This is a genomic window from Bacillus sp. FSL E2-8900, assembly GCF_037966225.1.
Lineage (GTDB): Bacteria > Bacillota > Bacilli > Bacillales > Bacillaceae_G > Bacillus_A > Bacillus_A cereus.
Genome location: NZ_CP150193.1, coordinates 242,501 through 260,000 on the forward strand (window position 1 = coordinate 242,501; position 17,500 = coordinate 260,000).

Genomic DNA, 17,500 nt, shown 5'->3' on the forward strand with positions numbered 1-17,500 from the left:
TCAGAGCCCGTTAACGGGTGATGGCGTGCCTTTTGTAGAATGAACCGGCGAGTTACGATCCCGTGCGAGGTTAAGCTGAAGAGGCGGAGCCGCAGCGAAAGCGAGTCTGAATAGGGCGTTTAGTACGTGGTCGTAGACCCGAAACCAGGTGATCTACCCATGTCCAGGGTGAAGTTCAGGTAACACTGAATGGAGGCCCGAACCCACGCACGTTGAAAAGTGCGGGGATGAGGTGTGGGTAGCGGAGAAATTCCAATCGAACCTGGAGATAGCTGGTTCTCCCCGAAATAGCTTTAGGGCTAGCCTTAAGTGTAAGAGTCTTGGAGGTAGAGCACTGATTGGACTAGGGGTCCTCATCGGATTACCGAATTCAGTCAAACTCCGAATGCCAATGACTTATCCTTAGGAGTCAGACTGCGAGTGATAAGATCCGTAGTCAAAAGGGAAACAGCCCAGACCGCCAGCTAAGGTCCCAAAGTGTGTATTAAGTGGAAAAGGATGTGGAGTTGCTTAGACAACTAGGATGTTGGCTTAGAAGCAGCCACCATTTAAAGAGTGCGTAATAGCTCACTAGTCGAGTGACTCTGCGCCGAAAATGTACCGGGGCTAAATACACCACCGAAGCTGCGGATTGATACCAATGGTATCAGTGGTAGGGGAGCGTTCTAAGGACAGTGAAGTCAGACCGTAAGGACTGGTGGAGTGCTTAGAAGTGAGAATGCCGGTATGAGTAGCGAAAGACGGGTGAGAATCCCGTCCACCGAATGCCTAAGGTTTCCTGAGGAAGGCTCGTCCGCTCAGGGTTAGTCAGGACCTAAGCCGAGGCCGACAGGCGTAGGCGATGGACAACAGGTTGATATTCCTGTACCACCTCTTTATCGTTTGAGCAATGGAGGGACGCAGAAGGATAGAAGAAGCGTGCGATTGGTTGTGCACGTCCAAGCAGTTAGGCTGATAAGTAGGCAAATCCGCTTATCGTGAAGGCTGAGCTGTGATGGGGAAGCTCCTTATGGAGCGAAGTCTTTGATTCCCCGCTGCCAAGAAAAGCTTCTAGCGAGATAAAAGGTGCCTGTACCGCAAACCGACACAGGTAGGCGAGGAGAGAATCCTAAGGTGTGCGAGAGAACTCTGGTTAAGGAACTCGGCAAAATGACCCCGTAACTTCGGGAGAAGGGGTGCTTTCTTAACGGAAAGCCGCAGTGAATAGGCCCAAGCGACTGTTTAGCAAAAACACAGCTCTCTGCGAAGCCGTAAGGCGAAGTATAGGGGGTGACACCTGCCCGGTGCTGGAAGGTTAAGGAGAGGGGTTAGCGTAAGCGAAGCTCTGAACTGAAGCCCCAGTAAACGGCGGCCGTAACTATAACGGTCCTAAGGTAGCGAAATTCCTTGTCGGGTAAGTTCCGACCCGCACGAAAGGTGTAACGATTTGGGCACTGTCTCAACCAGAGACTCGGTGAAATTATAGTACCTGTGAAGATGCAGGTTACCCGCGACAGGACGGAAAGACCCCGTGGAGCTTTACTGTAGCCTGATATTGAATTTTGGTACAGTTTGTACAGGATAGGCGGGAGCCATTGAAACCGGAGCGCTAGCTTCGGTGGAGGCGCTGGTGGGATACCGCCCTGACTGTATTGAAATTCTAACCTACGGGTCTTATCGACCCGGGAGACAGTGTCAGGTGGGCAGTTTGACTGGGGCGGTCGCCTCCTAAAGTGTAACGGAGGCGCCCAAAGGTTCCCTCAGAATGGTTGGAAATCATTCGTAGAGTGCAAAGGCATAAGGGAGCTTGACTGCGAGACCTACAAGTCGAGCAGGGACGAAAGTCGGGCTTAGTGATCCGGTGGTTCCGCATGGAAGGGCCATCGCTCAACGGATAAAAGCTACCCCGGGGATAACAGGCTTATCTCCCCCAAGAGTCCACATCGACGGGGAGGTTTGGCACCTCGATGTCGGCTCATCGCATCCTGGGGCTGTAGTCGGTCCCAAGGGTTGGGCTGTTCGCCCATTAAAGCGGTACGCGAGCTGGGTTCAGAACGTCGTGAGACAGTTCGGTCCCTATCCGTCGTGGGCGTAGGAAATTTGAGAGGAGCTGTCCTTAGTACGAGAGGACCGGGATGGACGCACCGCTGGTGTACCAGTTGTTCTGCCAAGGGCATAGCTGGGTAGCTATGTGCGGAAGGGATAAGTGCTGAAAGCATCTAAGCATGAAGCCCCCCTCAAGATGAGATTTCCCATAGCGTAAGCTAGTAAGATCCCTGAAAGATGATCAGGTTGATAGGTTCGAGGTGGAAGCATGGTGACATGTGGAGCTGACGAATACTAATAGATCGAGGACTTAACCATATAATATGTAGCAAATGTTATCTAGTTTTGAAGGAATATGCCTTCATAGTTTGGTGATGATGGCAGAGAGGTCACACCCGTTCCCATACCGAACACGGAAGTTAAGCTCTCTAGCGCCGATGGTAGTTGGGACCTTGTCCCTGTGAGAGTAGGACGTCGCCAAGCTATTTATATTGTCGCGGGGTGGAGCAGCACGGTAGCTCGTCGGGCTCATAACCCGAAGGTCGCAGGTTCAAATCCTGTCCCCGCAACCAAATGGTCCCGTGGTGTAGTGGTTAACATGCCTGCCTGTCACGCAGGAGATCGCCGGTTCGACCCCGGTCGGGACCGCCATTTCATATAAAGAAAAGAACGAAACAAGTTGTTTCGTATTTTTTTATTTGTTTTAACAAAAAACTAATAAAGACAGTCAAACTATCCTTAGGACAACTCCTAAGGACTTTTTTATATATTCAAAACCTGTATAATAAAGAGCAGAGAACATTGTGAGTAAAGTAGGTGAAGTCTGTGAGTAAATATGAAGTAACAACAAAATCTTCTGAGGAAACACAAAGGTTATCAGAAAAACTAGGTGAGCTCGTAGAGGCACAAGACGTAATTATTTTAGAAGGAGATCTTGGAGCTGGTAAGACGACTTTTACAAAGGGACTAGCAAAAGGTCTTGGAGTGAAAAGAGTTGTAAATAGTCCTACCTTTAATATCATCAAAGAATATAAAGGAAGATTACCGCTATATCATATGGACGTGTATCGCTTAGCAGAAAGTGAAGAGGACTTAGGCTTTGATGAATATTTCTACGGTGAAGGAATTACGGTAGTAGAATGGGCTCATTTAATAGAAGCATATTTACCGAATGAAAAGTTACAAATTAGTTTATTCCATGCTGGAGATGACACAAGAAAAATTATACTCGAGCCAATTGGAGATCGCTATATTAGATTATGTGAGGAGCTATTACAAGATGAAAGTACTAGCAATTGATACTTCAAATTACGTAATGGGTGTATCCCTTATTGAGGAAGAAAACGTAATTGGGGAAATCATTACAAATTTAACAAAAAACCATTCTGTACGTCTTATGCCAGCTGTAGAGAAACTGTTAAAAGAGTGTGGCGTAAAACCGAAGGAATTAACTAAAATCGTTGTAGCTGCTGGACCTGGATCCTATACAGGTGTTCGTATAGGCGTGACAGCGGCGAAAACATTAGCTTGGTCACTTCAAATACCAATTGTAGGTGTATCAAGTTTAGAGGTAGTAGCTGCAAACGGTGCTAACTTTAACGGGTTAATTTGTCCTTTATTTGATGGAAGACGTGGGCAAATTTATACTGGGTTATATACATATGAAGGAGAGCAGTTAACTTCAATAGAAGAAGACCGAATTATTCTTATTGTAGACTGGTTGCAAATGTTAAAAGATAAAGGACAGCCTGTTTTATTTATCGGTAACGATGTTAAATTGCATAAAGAAACAATTATAGAACATTTAGGTGATCAAGCTGTATTCGCTCCATTTACTAAAAATAACCCAAGACCAAGTGAGCTAGCATTCTTAGGATTACAAAAAGAAGAACAAGATGTGCATACGTTTGTTCCAAGCTATCTTCGTTTAGCTGAAGCTGAAACAAAGTGGTTAGAAAGTCAAAACAAGTAGGAGCTTGCAGAAGATGGATATGATATTTAGAAAGATGGAGCTTGATGATATTGCTCAAATTGTAGCTATTGAAGAAGCGTCTTTTTCAACTCCTTGGACTGCAGATGCCTTTCACCGTGAATTAACGATGAATGAACATGCACATTATATTGTGTTAGAAAAAGATGGTCGTGTAGTCGGGTATTGTGGATTGTGGATAATTATTGATGAATCACATATAACAAATATAGCTATTTTGCCAGAATACCGAGGTCAAAAGTTAGGAGATGCCCTATTGAAAGCAGTTATTTCTGAAGCGAAAGAACTAGGGGTAAAAACAATGACACTTGAAGTACGTGTATCAAATGAAGTAGCAAAGCAGTTATACAGAAAATACGGATTTCAAAATGGTGGGATTCGTAAACGATACTATGCAGACAATCAGGAAGATGGTCTCGTAATGTGGGTGAATATATAATGGAAAAAAATACGATTATACTTGGTATTGAAACAAGTTGTGATGAAACAGCAGTAGCAGTTGTTAAAAATGGAACGGAAATTATTGCGAATGTCGTTGCATCACAAATTGAAAGTCATAAACGTTTTGGCGGCGTTGTACCAGAGATTGCATCACGTCATCATGTAGAAGAAATTACAGTTGTGTTAGAAGAAGCTTTAAAGGAAGCAAACATCACATTTGATGATATTGATGCAATTGCTGTAACAGAAGGTCCTGGTTTAGTAGGAGCACTTCTAATTGGAGTAAATGCAGCGAAGGCAGTAGCGTTTGCACATGATATTCCGTTAGTCGGTGTTCATCATATTGCTGGTCATATTTATGCGAACCGTTTAGTAAAAGAAGTTCAATTCCCGTTATTATCACTTGTTGTATCTGGTGGGCATACAGAACTTGTTTATATGAAAGAACATGGTTCATTCGAAGTAATTGGTGAAACACGAGACGATGCAGCTGGAGAAGCATATGATAAAGTAGCTCGTACGTTATCTATGCCATATCCAGGTGGTCCTCATATTGATCGCCTTGCACATGAAGGAGAACCGACAATTGATTTGCCTCGTGCATGGCTAGAACCGGATTCGTATGATTTTAGCTTTAGTGGATTGAAATCAGCAGTTATCAACACTGTGCATAACGCAAAACAGCGCGGTATAGAAATTGCACCAGAAGATTTAGCGGCAAGTTTCCAAGAAAGTGTAATAGATGTACTTGTAACGAAAGCAGCTCGTGCAGCAGAAGCTTATAATGTAAAGCAATTACTTCTTGCTGGTGGAGTAGCTGCTAATAAAGGACTTCGTGCGCGATTAGAAGAGGAATTTGCACAAAAAGAAAACATTGAATTAATTATTCCGCCGCTATCTTTATGCACAGATAATGCAGCGATGATTGCAGCGGCAGGGACAATTGCTTATGAACAAGGTAAGCGTGCAACATTAGCCTTAAATGCAAATCCAGGATTAGATATTGAAGCATAGTTATACACATAATTAACCACAGGTTGTGGATAAAACCCATATTATCTGTTGATAATGTGGGTTTTATTGTGTATATAAAATGTTGATAACTTTTTTATTGACTGTGGATAATGTGGAAAAGTTATTTTAATGTTTATTTTATAAAGGTGGATATGTGTATAAACTTGTGGATAAATAGGTTGATGTCAGACCTTTGAATTTGTTCTTTTTCGGGAAATAAAAAGCAAGAAGATATCCCCGAAAAACATTTTGAAACATCTCCCTATTATAGAAGATGCTAATATTGTCAATCTTTGTCGTTAAATCGATATTTCGTGTCGGATTGTTAATATGTATAGGGTTACAATAGATATATTTAAAAAATCGTTAGTATATTCTAAGTTACGATAGATATATTCAAAAAATTGTTTAAGTACTAAAAAAAGATGTCACATAGTCAAAAATCCTGACTTATGAGACATCTTCCTTATTTAAATATGCTTATACATGCAGCTCTTCCCATTCTGCCATATAAGTTTCAAGTTGTTCTTGTAGCGTTTGCTTTTTAGTTGTAATTTCACTAGCTTTTTCATAATCTGCATATATTTCTGGTAAGCAAAGTTGATCTTCTAACGTAGCAATTTCTTCTTCTAATTCCACTATACTTTGTTCTAGCTCTTCAATTTTTCTAGTGCGTTGACGCTCTAGTTGTTTACGCTCTTTTTCTTCTAAATAATTTAATTTCTCTTGTGCAACCACCTTTTGAACAGGAACGTCACTTTCTTGCTGTTCAAGTTCTGCACGTTCAATCATTTCATTTTTCTTTTCAACGTAGTAATCGTAATCCCCTAAATATTCCTGTGCACCTTCTGTTGATAACTCAACCACAGTCGTTGTTACACGGTTAATAAAGTAGCGGTCATGTGAGACGAATAGAAGAGTCCCTGGGTAATCAATTAAAGCATTCTCCAAAATCTCTTTACTATTTAAATCAAGGTGGTTCGTAGGCTCATCTAGAATTAACAAATTTGACTTTTGCATCATAAGTTTTGCAAGAGCTAATCGAGCTTTTTGTCCACCACTAAGGGAAGATACTGGTTTCAGTACATCATCTCCTGTGAATAAAAAATTCCCAAGTATAGTACGGATTTCTTTTTCCGGTTGCAGTGGATATTCATCCCATAGTTCATTTAAAACCCGTTTAGAAGATGTTAAGTTTGCTTGTTCTTGATCATAATAACCAACAGATACATTTGATCCGAAAGAAACATCACCATTTAATAGTGGTAACTTATTCACAATGGATTTTAACAATGTGGATTTCCCAATTCCGTTTGGACCAACTAAAGCAACACTATCTCCGCGAGTTAAGCGCATAGTTACATGTTCAATTATAGGGTTTTCATCATAGCCGATGGTTGCATCATTTACTTGTAAAACATCATTTCCACTTTGTTTTTCAATATCGAAGTGGAATGATGCTGACTTAGAATCCCCTAATGGTCTCGTTAATAATTCCATTCTGTCTAGTTGTTTACGGCGACTTTGAGCACGTTTCGTTGTAGAAGCGCGAGCTATATTCTTTTGAACAAAGTCCTCAAGTTTTGCGATTTCATCTTGTTGTTTTTCGTAACGTTTCATTTCTTGCTCATATAATGCTGATTTTAAGTCTAAATATTTACTGTAGTTACCAACAAATCGTCTGCTTTCTTTATTCGAAATTTCATATACTTGTGTAACGAGTTTGTCTAAGAAATAACGGTCATGTGAGACGATTAATATTGCGCCAGGATAACCTTGCAAATATTGCTCAAGCCATGTTAATGTTTCGATGTCTAAATGGTTTGTAGGCTCGTCCAAAATAAGTAAGTCTGGTTTTGTTAATAATAATTTCCCGAGAGCTAATCTTGTTTTTTGCCCGCCGCTTAAAGTAGAGATCGTCGTCTGGTGCGTTTCAACTGGGAAGCCAAGGCCGCTTAAAATGGAGCGAATATCCGCTTCATATTGATATCCACCTTGATCTTTATAATTGAGTTGTAATTGGTCATAATCAGCTAACAATCTTTCATATGTAGCTTCGTTTGAAAAGTTTTCTTCTTTTCCCATTTCTTGCTCAAGCCTTCGGAGTTTTGTCTCCATTTGCTGTAAATGGGTAAAGACGGTTAGCATTTCATCCCAAATTGTTAAAGACGTTTCTAGTCCGGTATTTTGAGCTAAATATCCGATTGAGACATCTTTCGGTTTTATAATTTCGCCACCATCATGAGATAATTCACCAGCGATAATTTTTAATAATGTAGATTTACCTGCTCCATTCCTTCCAACTAATGCGATACGATCTTTTGTTTGTACTTCCAATTTTATGTTTGCAAGAATTGTTTCTGCACCGTATAATTTCGAAAGCGCGTTTACTTGTAATAAAATCAATGTTTTCACCTCAAATAATTTCTTAACTTTGCCATGTTTATATTTCTCAATCATACTAAAAATAGTGTATAGTTTAAAATAAAGAGAGAATACTTCTTCTCTTTATTATACAAGGAATTTAATGAGTGCTAAACTTCTGTATTTGATTAAAGTATATGAATAAAGATAGGAAGAGAGGAGAGGTCATATGGATCAGCAAAAGATTCCACAAGCCACTGCTAAAAGATTGCCTCTATACTATCGATTTATCCAAAACTTATCTCTTTCTGGTAAGCAGCGTGTTTCATCGGCCGAATTGAGTGAGGCAGTAAAAGTAGATTCCGCAACAATACGAAGAGATTTTTCGTATTTTGGAGCGTTAGGGAAAAAGGGATATGGATATAACGTAAATTATTTATTATCATTTTTCCGCGAAACACTTGATCAAGATGATATAACACGTGTAGCACTTATTGGAGTAGGTAATTTAGGGACCGCTTTCTTACATTATAATTTCACGAAAAACAATAATACAAAAATTGAAATGGCATTTGATGTTAGTGAAGAGAAAGTTGGAACAGAAATCGGGGGCATTCCTGTATATCATTTAGATGAATTAGAAGAGAGATTATCAAATGATATACAAGTGGCAATATTAACAGTACCGGCTACAGTAGCGCAAGCTGTAGCAGATAGATTAGCTGAAACAAGCGTGCACGGTATTTTGAATTTCACACCAGCGCGATTAAACGTATCAGAGAATATTAGAATTCATCATATTGACTTAGCTGTAGAGTTACAAACATTAGTTTACTTTTTGAAAAACTATCCACAATAAAACGCAGAGGAAGCGACCTCTGCGTTTTATTATTGTTTCTTCTTTGTGAATTTAACTAATATAAGGCGAAGTGCCAAATTAAAATCAATTGTTGCCATAACTGCAAATAGTATTGTCCACATATTCCAGATTGTATCTGTCACGTTCGTAATGGCAAAGCGTGTAAAGATACATCCAAGAAGGAAGTATAGTGCAGCCATGAACAATGGTGAGTTTCTCATACAAAAAATCCTCCGATAAAGCCTTGCATTTTTTCAGCTTCTTTAATCATTTCTTGAATTTGTTCATTGCTCATAAAAATTTGCCCAATAGCGACTAATGTATTCATCGCAACATGAGCTGCAATCGGAACGATAATACGTTTCGTCTTCACATATAAGAAGGCGAATACGAGCCCCATAGCAGTGTATACCAATAAGTGAGTAAAATCAAAATGAATTGCTGCGAATACAAGCGAACTAATGATAGCTGCAATAAAGAAGTTAAACTTCTTATAAAGCGTGCCGAATAGAATTTTTCTAAATACGATTTCTTCTAAGATAGGTCCAATTATAGATACAACAATAAGGAACCAAGGTATCGTTCTTGCGATGTCCATCAGTCTGTCTGTATTCTCAGATCCACGTGGAACCCCAAATACATACATTTCAATCATACCTGCAATGGATTGTGAGATGATTGCTAAGAAGAACCCGATGAAAATCCATCCAATAGTAGCTGGAGCAGAAGAGCGCTTTGGATCTAAATGCCTGTTACGAATATCTGTTCTAAGTAACCAAAGTACGATACATAATGCAACAAAGAAGCTAATAATTGCCCAGTGTCCCGTTATGATTTGTCCTTTTTCCTCAATGGTAAATCCTCTATTATCATAGAGTCCTGTTTTTAGGAGAAGTGGCAATCCAACAACGCCAGATAACTGCATTAAAATGTATGTAACGATAATCCACCAGTATTGTTTCTTCAAATGGTTTAACCATCCTTTCTAACTATAGTGTATGAGATAAGTTAGGATAACATGTAAATATGCTACCTACGATATAAACCTCACTTGAATTATGTTTTTTCGTAAATCCTTATTTGAAATTATAATAGAAGACAGGAGAAAGTTGTGTGTGTAGCGAAAACAACTTAGGGTGTCCTTTCATATTGTAACATACGAGCAGTGGAAACAACGATTCATATAGTAAAGGCAGTATTCTATATAGAAAGTTTATATAGTGATTTGCGAAAAAATTATGATTTTTTTACTTGCAAAAGAAATTGAGATTATTTATTATTATAAGTGTGTTAGCACTCGGATGACTTGAGTGCTAATAAAAGAAATTTACATAACAAAATGAGGAGGTTATTGTTCATGCTAAAGCCATTAGGTGATCGCGTTGTAATTGAGCTTGTTCAAGCAGAAGAAAAAACAGCAAGTGGTATCGTATTACCAGATACTGCAAAAGAAAAACCACAAGAGGGTAAAGTAGTTGCAGTAGGTACTGGTCGAGTGCTTGAGAATGGTGAGCGTGTTGCTTTAGAGGTAGCAGCAGGTGATCTTATCATCTTCTCAAAATATGCAGGTACTGAAGTGAAATATGAAGGTACAGACTACTTGATTTTACGTGAAAGTGACATTTTAGCAGTTATCGGTTAATTATATAAATCTTAAAAAATCCAAGGGGGTCAATTATTATGGCAAAAGATATTAAATTTAGTGAAGAAGCACGTCGTTCGATGCTTCGCGGTGTCGACACTCTTGCGAACGCAGTAAAAGTTACGCTTGGACCAAAAGGTCGTAACGTTGTACTTGAGAAAAAATTTGGTTCACCACTTATTACAAATGATGGTGTAACAATCGCAAAAGAAATCGAATTAGAAGATGCATTCGAAAACATGGGTGCGAAATTAGTAGCAGAAGTTGCTAGCAAAACAAATGACGTAGCTGGTGACGGAACAACAACTGCAACTGTATTAGCGCAAGCTATGATTCGTGAAGGTCTTAAAAACGTAACAGCTGGTGCTAACCCAATGGGTCTTCGTAAAGGTATCGAAAAAGCTGTTACTGCTGCAATTGAAGAATTAAAAGCGATTTCTAAACCAATCGAAGGCAAATCTTCTATCGCACAAGTAGCTGCTATTTCTGCAGCTGACGAAGAAGTAGGTCAATTAATCGCTGAAGCAATGGAGCGCGTTGGTAACGACGGCGTTATTACTTTAGAAGAGTCTAAAGGATTCACAACAGAATTAGACGTAGTAGAAGGTATGCAATTTGATCGTGGATATGCATCTCCTTACATGATTACTGATTCTGACAAAATGGAAGCAGTTCTTGATAACCCATACATCTTAATCACTGACAAAAAGATTTCTAACATTCAAGAAATCTTACCAGTATTAGAGCAAGTGGTACAACAAGGTAAACCACTTCTTATCATTGCTGAAGATGTTGAAGGCGAAGCTTTAGCTACATTAGTAGTGAACAAACTTCGTGGTACATTCAACGTAGTAGCTGTTAAAGCTCCTGGATTTGGTGACCGTCGTAAAGCAATGCTAGAAGATATCGCAATCTTAACAGGTGGCGAAGTAATCACTGAAGAATTAGGTCGTGACTTAAAATCTGCTACAGTTGAATCTTTAGGACGCGCTGGTAAAGTTGTTGTTACAAAAGAAAACACAACTGTAGTTGAAGGTGTAGGAAGCACAGAACAAATCGAAGCTCGCATCGGTCAAATCCGTGCGCAATTAGAAGAAACAACTTCTGAATTCGATCGTGAAAAATTACAAGAGCGTCTTGCTAAACTAGCAGGTGGCGTAGCAGTAATTAAAGTAGGTGCAGCAACTGAAACTGAGTTAAAAGAGCGCAAACTTCGCATTGAAGATGCACTTAACTCAACTCGTGCAGCAGTAGAAGAAGGTATCGTTGCAGGTGGTGGTACTTCACTTATGAACGTATACACAAAAGTAGCTTCTATCGTAGCTGAAGGCGACGAAGCAACAGGTATCAACATCGTACTTCGCGCACTAGAAGAGCCAGTTCGTCAAATCGCAATCAACGCTGGTCTAGAAGGATCTGTAGTTGTAGAGCGTCTAAAAGGCGAAAAAGTAGGCGTTGGTTTCAACGCAGCTACTGGCGAATGGGTTAACATGCTTGAGTCTGGTATCGTAGATCCAGCTAAAGTAACTCGTTCTGCACTTCAAAACGCAGCATCTGTTGCAGCTATGTTCTTAACAACTGAAGCTGTAGTTGCTGACAAGCCAGAACCAAATGCACCAGCAATGCCTGACATGGGCGGCATGGGCATGGGCGGTATGGGCGGAATGATGTAATTCCGTTTGTCCTAAAAAACATCCATTTCTATATAGAAATGGATGTTTTTTTATGTTTTTTAGAAAAGGAAATGAATTTCTGTAGAATTTTGTCGCTTTCTCTCTTGACCATATTGATACTTCATTGTTAGAATCTAGGAAGATAATATAAAACGATCCTTCATATATCCTCAATGATATGGTTTGAGAGTCTCTACCGGGTTACCGTAAACAACCTGACTATGAAGGCAGTGTGTCTTATATTTATAAAGAGCGGAGACTATCTTTCTTTATAAAGCCAGACCCCTGCCTTTTCTTTGTTATGAGACTAGAGGCGGAGGACTGGCTTTTTTTATTATATTGGTAATGCTTTTCGCCAAATTGGTGAAAATATTTATATACGAGAACTAACGTTGGGGTGATTATTTTGAAGAAACAACACGATACAATTATCGTTTTAGATTTTGGAAGTCAATACAATCAGTTAATAGCACGTCGAATTCGTGAGTTCGGTGTATACAGTGAACTTCATCCACATACAATTACTGCAGAAGAAATTAAAGCAATGAATCCAAAAGGGATTATTTTCTCTGGTGGACCAAATAGTGTATACGGTGAAGGTGCATTACATTGTGATGAAAAAATCTTTGAACTAGGTTTACCAATCTTCGGTATTTGTTACGGTATGCAGCTTATGACGCAACACTTCGGTGGTAAAGTAGAGCGTGCAAATCACCGTGAGTACGGAAAAGCTGTTCTTAAAGTAGAGAACGAATCAAAATTATATGCGAACCTTCCAGAAGAGCAAGTTGTATGGATGAGCCATGGCGACTTAGTAACTGGTTTACCTGAAGGATTCGTAGTAGATGCAACAAGTGAGTCTTGCCCAATTGCTGGTATGAGCAATGAAGCGAAAAACTTATACGGTGTACAATTCCACCCAGAAGTACGTCACTCTGAGCACGGTAACGATTTAATTAAAAACTTCGTATTCGGCGTATGTGGTTGTTCTGAAGGATGGAACATGGAGAACTTTATTGAAGTAGAATTAGAAAAGATTCGTGAAACTGTTGGAGACAAAAAAGTACTATGCGCACTTAGTGGCGGTGTAGACTCTTCTGTTGTAGCAGTATTAATTCATAAAGCAATTGGTGATCAATTAACATGTATTTTCGTTGACCACGGTTTACTTCGTAAAGGTGAAGCAGAAGGCGTTATGAAAACATTTAGCGAAGGCTTCCATATGAACGTTATTAAAGTGGATGCAAGAGACCGCTTCATGGACAAGTTAAAAGGTGTAGAAGATCCAGAACAAAAACGTAAAATCATCGGTAACGAATTCATTTACGTATTTGATGATGAAGCATCTAAATTACAAGGTATGGACTTCCTAGCACAAGGTACACTTTACACAGATATCGTTGAGAGTGGTACAGCAACTGCGCAAACAATTAAATCTCACCATAACGTTGGTGGACTTCCAGAAGACATGCAGTTCAAATTAATTGAGCCTTTAAACACGTTATTTAAAGATGAAGTACGTGTATTAGGATCTGAATTAGGAATTCCTGATGAAATCGTATGGCGTCAACCATTCCCAGGACCGGGTCTTGGTATTCGTGTATTAGGTGAAATCACAGAAGAGAAATTAGAAATCGTTCGTGAATCTGATGCGATTTTACGTGAAGAAATTATTAAAGCGGGCTTAGACCGTGAAATCTGGCAATACTTCACTGCGCTTCCTGGTATGCGTAGCGTAGGTGTTATGGGTGACGAGCGTACTTACGATTACACAGTAGGTATCCGTGCGGTAACATCTATCGACGGTATGACAGCTGACTGGGCACGTATCCCTTGGGACGTATTAGAGAAAATCTCTGTACGTATCGTAAACGAAGTAAAACACGTTAACCGTATCGTGTATGATGTAACGAGTAAGCCACCAGCAACTATTGAGTGGGAATAGTATTTATAAAAAGGTCCATCTATTGCTTATGCATAGGTGGATCTTTTTTGTTTTGGTGTTAATACGAACAAAACTATAAAGGTTTACAAAAACGTTCGTTTTTAAATTGACAAAACTACTTCGTCGAGTTAATATGATTATGTAATTCAAACAAAAAGTGAATATTATAGCCGTCGTATAATATCGGGGATATGGCCCGAAAGTTTCTACCTAGCTACCGTAAATGGCTTGACTACGAGGCGTTTTTATAAAGGTGAGGGGAATCTTATCTTTATTCATAGAACGCTTCCATGTATATATGCAATGGAAGCCTTTTTTGTTTCTCGGGATAAAAGAGGGCTAGGAGAAATGCGGCGAGTAATCATATAACGGGGGAAACGTAGGATGAAACGCTATTTTCAGTTTGATGAGCTCGGTACGAATTATAAGACTGAGTTCATAGCAGGGTTAACGACATTTCTATCTATGGCTTACGTACTATTTGTCAATCCTGCTACGCTGTCGCTTGGAAATGTTAAAGGGTTACCAGCAGGTACAGGGATGGATCCAGGTGCAGTATTCGTTGCTACGGCATTAGCGGCAGCGATCGGTTCGTTAATTATGGGTATTTTCGCGAAGTATCCAATTGCTTTAGCGCCAGGTATGGGAATTAACGCGTTCTTTGCTTATACAGCAGTGTTAACGATGGGGATTCCATGGCAAACAGCAATTGCCGGAACATTAATGTCAGGTATTATCTTTATTATTCTTACTGCTTCAGGTATTCGTGAAAAAATCATCAATGCAATTCCATCGGAGTTAAAGTTTGCAGTAGCAGCAGGTATCGGATTGTTCATTGCATTTCTTGGATTCCAAAATGCCGGAATTATCGTGAAAAATGATGCAGTTCTTGTTGGGTTGGGGGACTTAACAAAGGGTACAACGTTACTAGCAATCTTCGGGGTTGTTACTACGATCATCTTCATGATTAAGAAAATTAATGGTGCAGTATTTTACGGTATGATTCTTACAGCGATCTTAGGAGTAGCAACAGGATTAATTGATACTCCGAAAGCTGTGGTGGGAGCAATACCGAGTCTAGAACCAACGTTCGGCGTGGCGTTAACGCACTTCGGAGATATTTTCACAGTTCAAATGGGGATTGTTATTATAACGTTCTTCTTTATCGATTTCTTTGATACAGCAGGTACGCTTGTAGCGGTTGCAAATCAAGCAGGATTAATGAAGAACAATAAATTACCACGTGCAGGAAAAGCGTTATTTGCAGATGCGATTGCAACTGTAATTGGTGCGATTCTTGGTACATCAACAACAACGTCTTACATTGAATCGTCTGCAGGGGTAGCAGCAGGAGGACGTTCTGGATTTACAGCAGTTGTAACAGCAGGATTCTTTTTACTGGCACTATTCTTCTCGCCATTACTAAGTGTTGTAACGCCAGCTGTAACGGCGCCGGCTTTAATTATTGTAGGAATCTTGATGGTTTCTTCCTTAGGGGAAATTGATTGGAAGAAATTCGAGATTGCAGTGCCAGCATTCTTTACAATTATCTCTATGCCACTTACGTATAGTATCGCAACTGGGATTGCGATTGGATTTATCTTCTATCCAATTACAATGGTAGTGAGTGGTCGTCGTAAAGAGGTTCATCCGATTATGTATGTTATGGGAGTTTTATTCGTACTATATTTCATCTACGTTCGTAAATAAAAGGGGTTTTTTAAAGGTCTAGACTTAAGGGGAGTCTAGACCTTTTTTGCGTCTTCAGAAAATCTTAAGGATTTCCGAGCGTTTTTCTTCAGAAGTTTTCCTATAATAGAAGTTAGGGATTAAAAAAGTGATGGGGGAGATATTGTGGCACACGAAACAATACTTGTCGTAGATGATGAAAAAGAAATTCGGAATTTAATTACAATCTATTTAAAGAATGAAGGATATAAAGTATTACAAGCAGGAGACGGAGAAGAAGGATTACGTCTACTGGAAGAAAATGAAGTACATCTAGTCGTATTAGATATTATGATGCCGAAAGTGGATGGTATTCATATGTGTATGAAAGTAAGGGAAGCGAAAGAAATGCCTATTATTATGCTTTCTGCCAAAACGCAAGATATGGATAAGATTTTAGGATTAACAACAGGAGCAGATGATTATGTAACGAAGCCGTTTAATCCGTTAGAGTTAATTGCACGAATTAAATCTCAGTTACGCCGTTATATGAAAATAAATGGTTTCGCTATTCAAAATGAGGACGAGTTAGAAATTGGGGAGATGAAAATCAACATCTCGACCCATAAAGTTATTGTAGAGGGAGAAGAAGTGAAACTAACTCCGAGGGAATTTTCAATTTTAGAACTGCTAGCTAGAAATCCAGGTATGGTGTTTAGTGCGGAGCAAATTTATGAAAAGGTGTGGAACGAACGATCTTTCCAGTCTGATAATACTGTAATGGTGCATATTCGAAAAGTACGTGAAAAGATTGAGGAGAATCCAAGGAAACCTAGATATATAAAAACAGTATGGGGAGTGGGGTATAAGATTGAAAAAGATATTTAATCCGTTTACTTATATAAGGAAAATAAGAGAATTATTTGAGAAATTAGTAAAGAGCGTACGAAAGAGTATAAGGATTCAATTGATTACTACTTTTGCTGCTTGTGCGTTATTAGGAGTTTTGTCAGCGAAGGCAGCAGCGCCGTTTTTTGAGAATGCGAATCGTCAAGCAACTATTGATTATCGGGCTGGTATGGAACAAATTAATCACCAAGCTCAAGGAGCGGCAAATAGTTCGGTTCATGAAAATAAATTAGAAGCTATATCAAATATGATCGAAATGGAGAACCAAAATTTAGAGCAAGGGTCTAGAGCTTTGAAGATATTGGTTACTGATGAAAGTGGTAAAGTTTTATATAAAACAAAGCAAGCGCAAGAAGAGCAAATCGATTTGCATAATACGATTCGTAATGCAGCATCATTCGCGATTAATTATACAGATGGTAGAAATGTATTTGAAAGTACAAGAAAAGAGTTTATATCTTTTTCACCTATTACTATTGAAGGAAAGAATTTGTACATGTTTGTTAGCGGAATTCCAGAGGGAGAGGTAATATATGACACGCAAGAAGGACCATTCCCGTTTTTAATTGGTGTACTTGTATTCATCTTTCTCTTTCTTCTATATAACAAAGAGAAAGATGAAGCAGATTGAAGCGATGGCACAAGGCGTAAAGGAAATAGAAAGAGGTAACTTAGCCTACCGCATTGAGAAAAAAGGTGAAGATGAGATTGCAGCTTTAACTGAGAATATTAATAATATGGCAGAAGAGCTTATGAATAATATAGAAAAGGAACGTAAATTAGAAAAGCGAAAGAATGAGCTTATCACAAATGTATCACATGATTTGCGTACACCACTTACTTCTATTATGGGTTACTTACGATTACTTCGAGATTCTAAATATGAAAATAAAGAACAACACGATGAGTATACGAGAATTGCTTTTGCAAAGTCGGAGCAGTTAAAAAATTTAATAGAAGATTTATTTGA

The 17,500-nt window shown here is 39.3% G+C and carries 13 protein-coding genes, 2 tRNA genes, 2 rRNA genes, 1 pseudogene and 2 riboswitches (2 of these 20 cut by a window edge); of the genes and pseudogenes, 15 read left to right on the forward strand and 3 right to left on the reverse strand.

The window, feature by feature from the left end; translation table 11 throughout:
• From NST90_RS01395 to tsaD, 8 genes are all read left to right on the forward strand, one after another.
• Positions 1-2,343: ribosomal RNA gene (locus NST90_RS01395) — 23S ribosomal RNA — on the forward strand (it extends 579 nt beyond the left edge of the window).
• A gap of 49 nt (positions 2,344-2,392) precedes the next feature.
• Positions 2,393-2,508 (forward strand): 5S ribosomal RNA (rrf, locus tag NST90_RS01400).
• A 12-nt stretch (positions 2,509-2,520) separates the two neighbouring features.
• Positions 2,521-2,597: transfer RNA gene (locus tag NST90_RS01405), tRNA-Met, on the forward strand.
• Between the two features lie 3 nt (positions 2,598-2,600).
• A tRNA-Asp gene (locus NST90_RS01410) sits at positions 2,601-2,676 on the forward strand.
• A gap of 174 nt (positions 2,677-2,850) precedes the next feature.
• Positions 2,851-3,324, forward strand: a complete 474-nt coding sequence (gene tsaE / locus NST90_RS01415; protein WP_000049642.1) for a tRNA (adenosine(37)-N6)-threonylcarbamoyltransferase complex ATPase subunit type 1 TsaE — start codon at positions 2,851-2,853, stop codon at positions 3,322-3,324.
• Entirely contained in the window at positions 3,305-3,997 is a 693-nt protein-coding gene (tsaB, locus tag NST90_RS01420; RefSeq protein WP_000865740.1) for a tRNA (adenosine(37)-N6)-threonylcarbamoyltransferase complex dimerization subunit type 1 TsaB, read from the forward strand. The genes tsaE and tsaB overlap by 20 nt, the downstream gene beginning before the upstream one ends.
• 13 nt (positions 3,998-4,010) lie before the next feature.
• Positions 4,011-4,454, forward strand: a complete 444-nt coding sequence (gene rimI / locus NST90_RS01425) for a ribosomal protein S18-alanine N-acetyltransferase (RefSeq protein WP_000367190.1) — start codon at positions 4,011-4,013, stop codon at positions 4,452-4,454.
• Entirely contained in the window at positions 4,454-5,470 is a 1,017-nt protein-coding gene (tsaD, locus tag NST90_RS01430) for a tRNA (adenosine(37)-N6)-threonylcarbamoyltransferase complex transferase subunit TsaD (RefSeq protein ID WP_000414585.1), read from the forward strand. The genes rimI and tsaD overlap by 1 nt, the downstream gene beginning before the upstream one ends.
• 480 nt (positions 5,471-5,950) lie before the next feature.
• Here the strand turns inward: tsaD and NST90_RS01435 are convergent, their stop codons facing one another.
• On the reverse strand, positions 5,951-7,876 hold the full coding sequence (locus NST90_RS01435) for an ABC-F family ATP-binding cassette domain-containing protein (protein ID WP_216640795.1): 1,926 nt from the start codon (positions 7,874-7,876) through the stop codon (positions 5,951-5,953).
• 187 nt (positions 7,877-8,063) lie between these two features.
• Between NST90_RS01435 and NST90_RS01440 the strand changes: the two genes are divergently transcribed.
• Entirely contained in the window at positions 8,064-8,693 is a 630-nt protein-coding gene (locus NST90_RS01440; RefSeq protein ID WP_000372699.1) for a redox-sensing transcriptional repressor Rex, read from the forward strand.
• A 29-nt stretch (positions 8,694-8,722) separates the two neighbouring features.
• On the opposite strand, the gene NST90_RS01445 is transcribed toward NST90_RS01440, so the two are convergent.
• Positions 8,723-8,914 (reverse strand): YdiK family protein, encoded by a 192-nt coding sequence (locus NST90_RS01445; RefSeq protein WP_001246201.1) that lies wholly within the window; start codon positions 8,912-8,914, stop codon positions 8,723-8,725.
• A complete protein-coding gene (locus tag NST90_RS01450; protein WP_000745329.1) occupies positions 8,911-9,660 on the reverse strand; it encodes a CPBP family intramembrane glutamic endopeptidase in 750 nt (249 codons plus the stop codon). The genes NST90_RS01445 and NST90_RS01450 overlap by 4 nt, the downstream gene beginning before the upstream one ends.
• A gap of 390 nt (positions 9,661-10,050) precedes the next feature.
• Between NST90_RS01450 and groES the strand changes: the two genes are divergently transcribed.
• From groES to ampS, 6 genes and pseudogenes are all read left to right on the forward strand, one after another.
• Positions 10,051-10,335, forward strand: coding sequence for a co-chaperone GroES (groES, locus tag NST90_RS01455; protein ID WP_000917311.1), 285 nt, complete (start codon positions 10,051-10,053; stop codon positions 10,333-10,335).
• A gap of 38 nt (positions 10,336-10,373) precedes the next feature.
• Positions 10,374-12,008 carry a chaperonin GroEL gene (gene groL, locus NST90_RS01460; protein WP_044307015.1) on the forward strand — a complete coding sequence of 545 codons (1,635 nt, stop codon included), beginning with the start codon at positions 10,374-10,376 and terminating at the stop codon, positions 12,006-12,008.
• Between the two features lie 140 nt (positions 12,009-12,148).
• A riboswitch (purine riboswitch) is annotated at positions 12,149-12,250 on the forward strand.
• A gap of 161 nt (positions 12,251-12,411) precedes the next feature.
• Positions 12,412-13,953 carry a glutamine-hydrolyzing GMP synthase gene (guaA, locus tag NST90_RS01465; RefSeq protein ID WP_162837404.1) on the forward strand — a complete coding sequence of 514 codons (1,542 nt, stop codon included), beginning with the start codon at positions 12,412-12,414 and terminating at the stop codon, positions 13,951-13,953.
• A gap of 152 nt (positions 13,954-14,105) precedes the next feature.
• Positions 14,106-14,208: riboswitch (purine riboswitch) on the forward strand.
• Between the two features lie 129 nt (positions 14,209-14,337).
• Positions 14,338-15,663 (forward strand): NCS2 family permease, encoded by a 1,326-nt coding sequence (locus NST90_RS01470; RefSeq protein WP_000833082.1) that lies wholly within the window; start codon positions 14,338-14,340, stop codon positions 15,661-15,663.
• A 144-nt stretch (positions 15,664-15,807) separates the two neighbouring features.
• Positions 15,808-16,509 (forward strand): response regulator transcription factor, encoded by a 702-nt coding sequence (locus NST90_RS01475; RefSeq protein ID WP_283748316.1) that lies wholly within the window; start codon positions 15,808-15,810, stop codon positions 16,507-16,509.
• A pseudogene (gene ampS, locus NST90_RS01480) lies at positions 16,493-17,500 on the forward strand (aminopeptidase AmpS) (it continues 499 nt past the right edge of the window). The gene NST90_RS01475 and the pseudogene ampS overlap by 17 nt, the downstream one beginning before the upstream one ends.

Bases quoted from the DNA above. Each gene is read 5' to 3' on its own strand.
- rimI (WP_000367190.1), top strand. From the start codon at position 4,011: ATGGATATGATATTTAGAAAGATGGAGCTTGATGATATTGCTCAAATT.
- groES (WP_000917311.1), top strand. From the start codon at position 10,051: ATGCTAAAGCCATTAGGTGATCGCGTTGTAATTGAGCTTGTTCAAGCA.
- groL (WP_044307015.1), top strand. From the start codon at position 10,374: ATGGCAAAAGATATTAAATTTAGTGAAGAAGCACGTCGTTCGATGCTT.
- NST90_RS01440 (WP_000372699.1), top strand. From the start codon at position 8,064: ATGGATCAGCAAAAGATTCCACAAGCCACTGCTAAAAGATTGCCTCTA.
- NST90_RS01445 (WP_001246201.1), bottom strand. From the start codon at position 8,914: ATGAGAAACTCACCATTGTTCATGGCTGCACTATACTTCCTTCTTGGA.
- NST90_RS01470 (WP_000833082.1), top strand. From the start codon at position 14,338: ATGAAACGCTATTTTCAGTTTGATGAGCTCGGTACGAATTATAAGACT.
- tsaB (WP_000865740.1), top strand. From the start codon at position 3,305: ATGAAAGTACTAGCAATTGATACTTCAAATTACGTAATGGGTGTATCC.
- tsaD (WP_000414585.1), top strand. From the start codon at position 4,454: ATGGAAAAAAATACGATTATACTTGGTATTGAAACAAGTTGTGATGAA.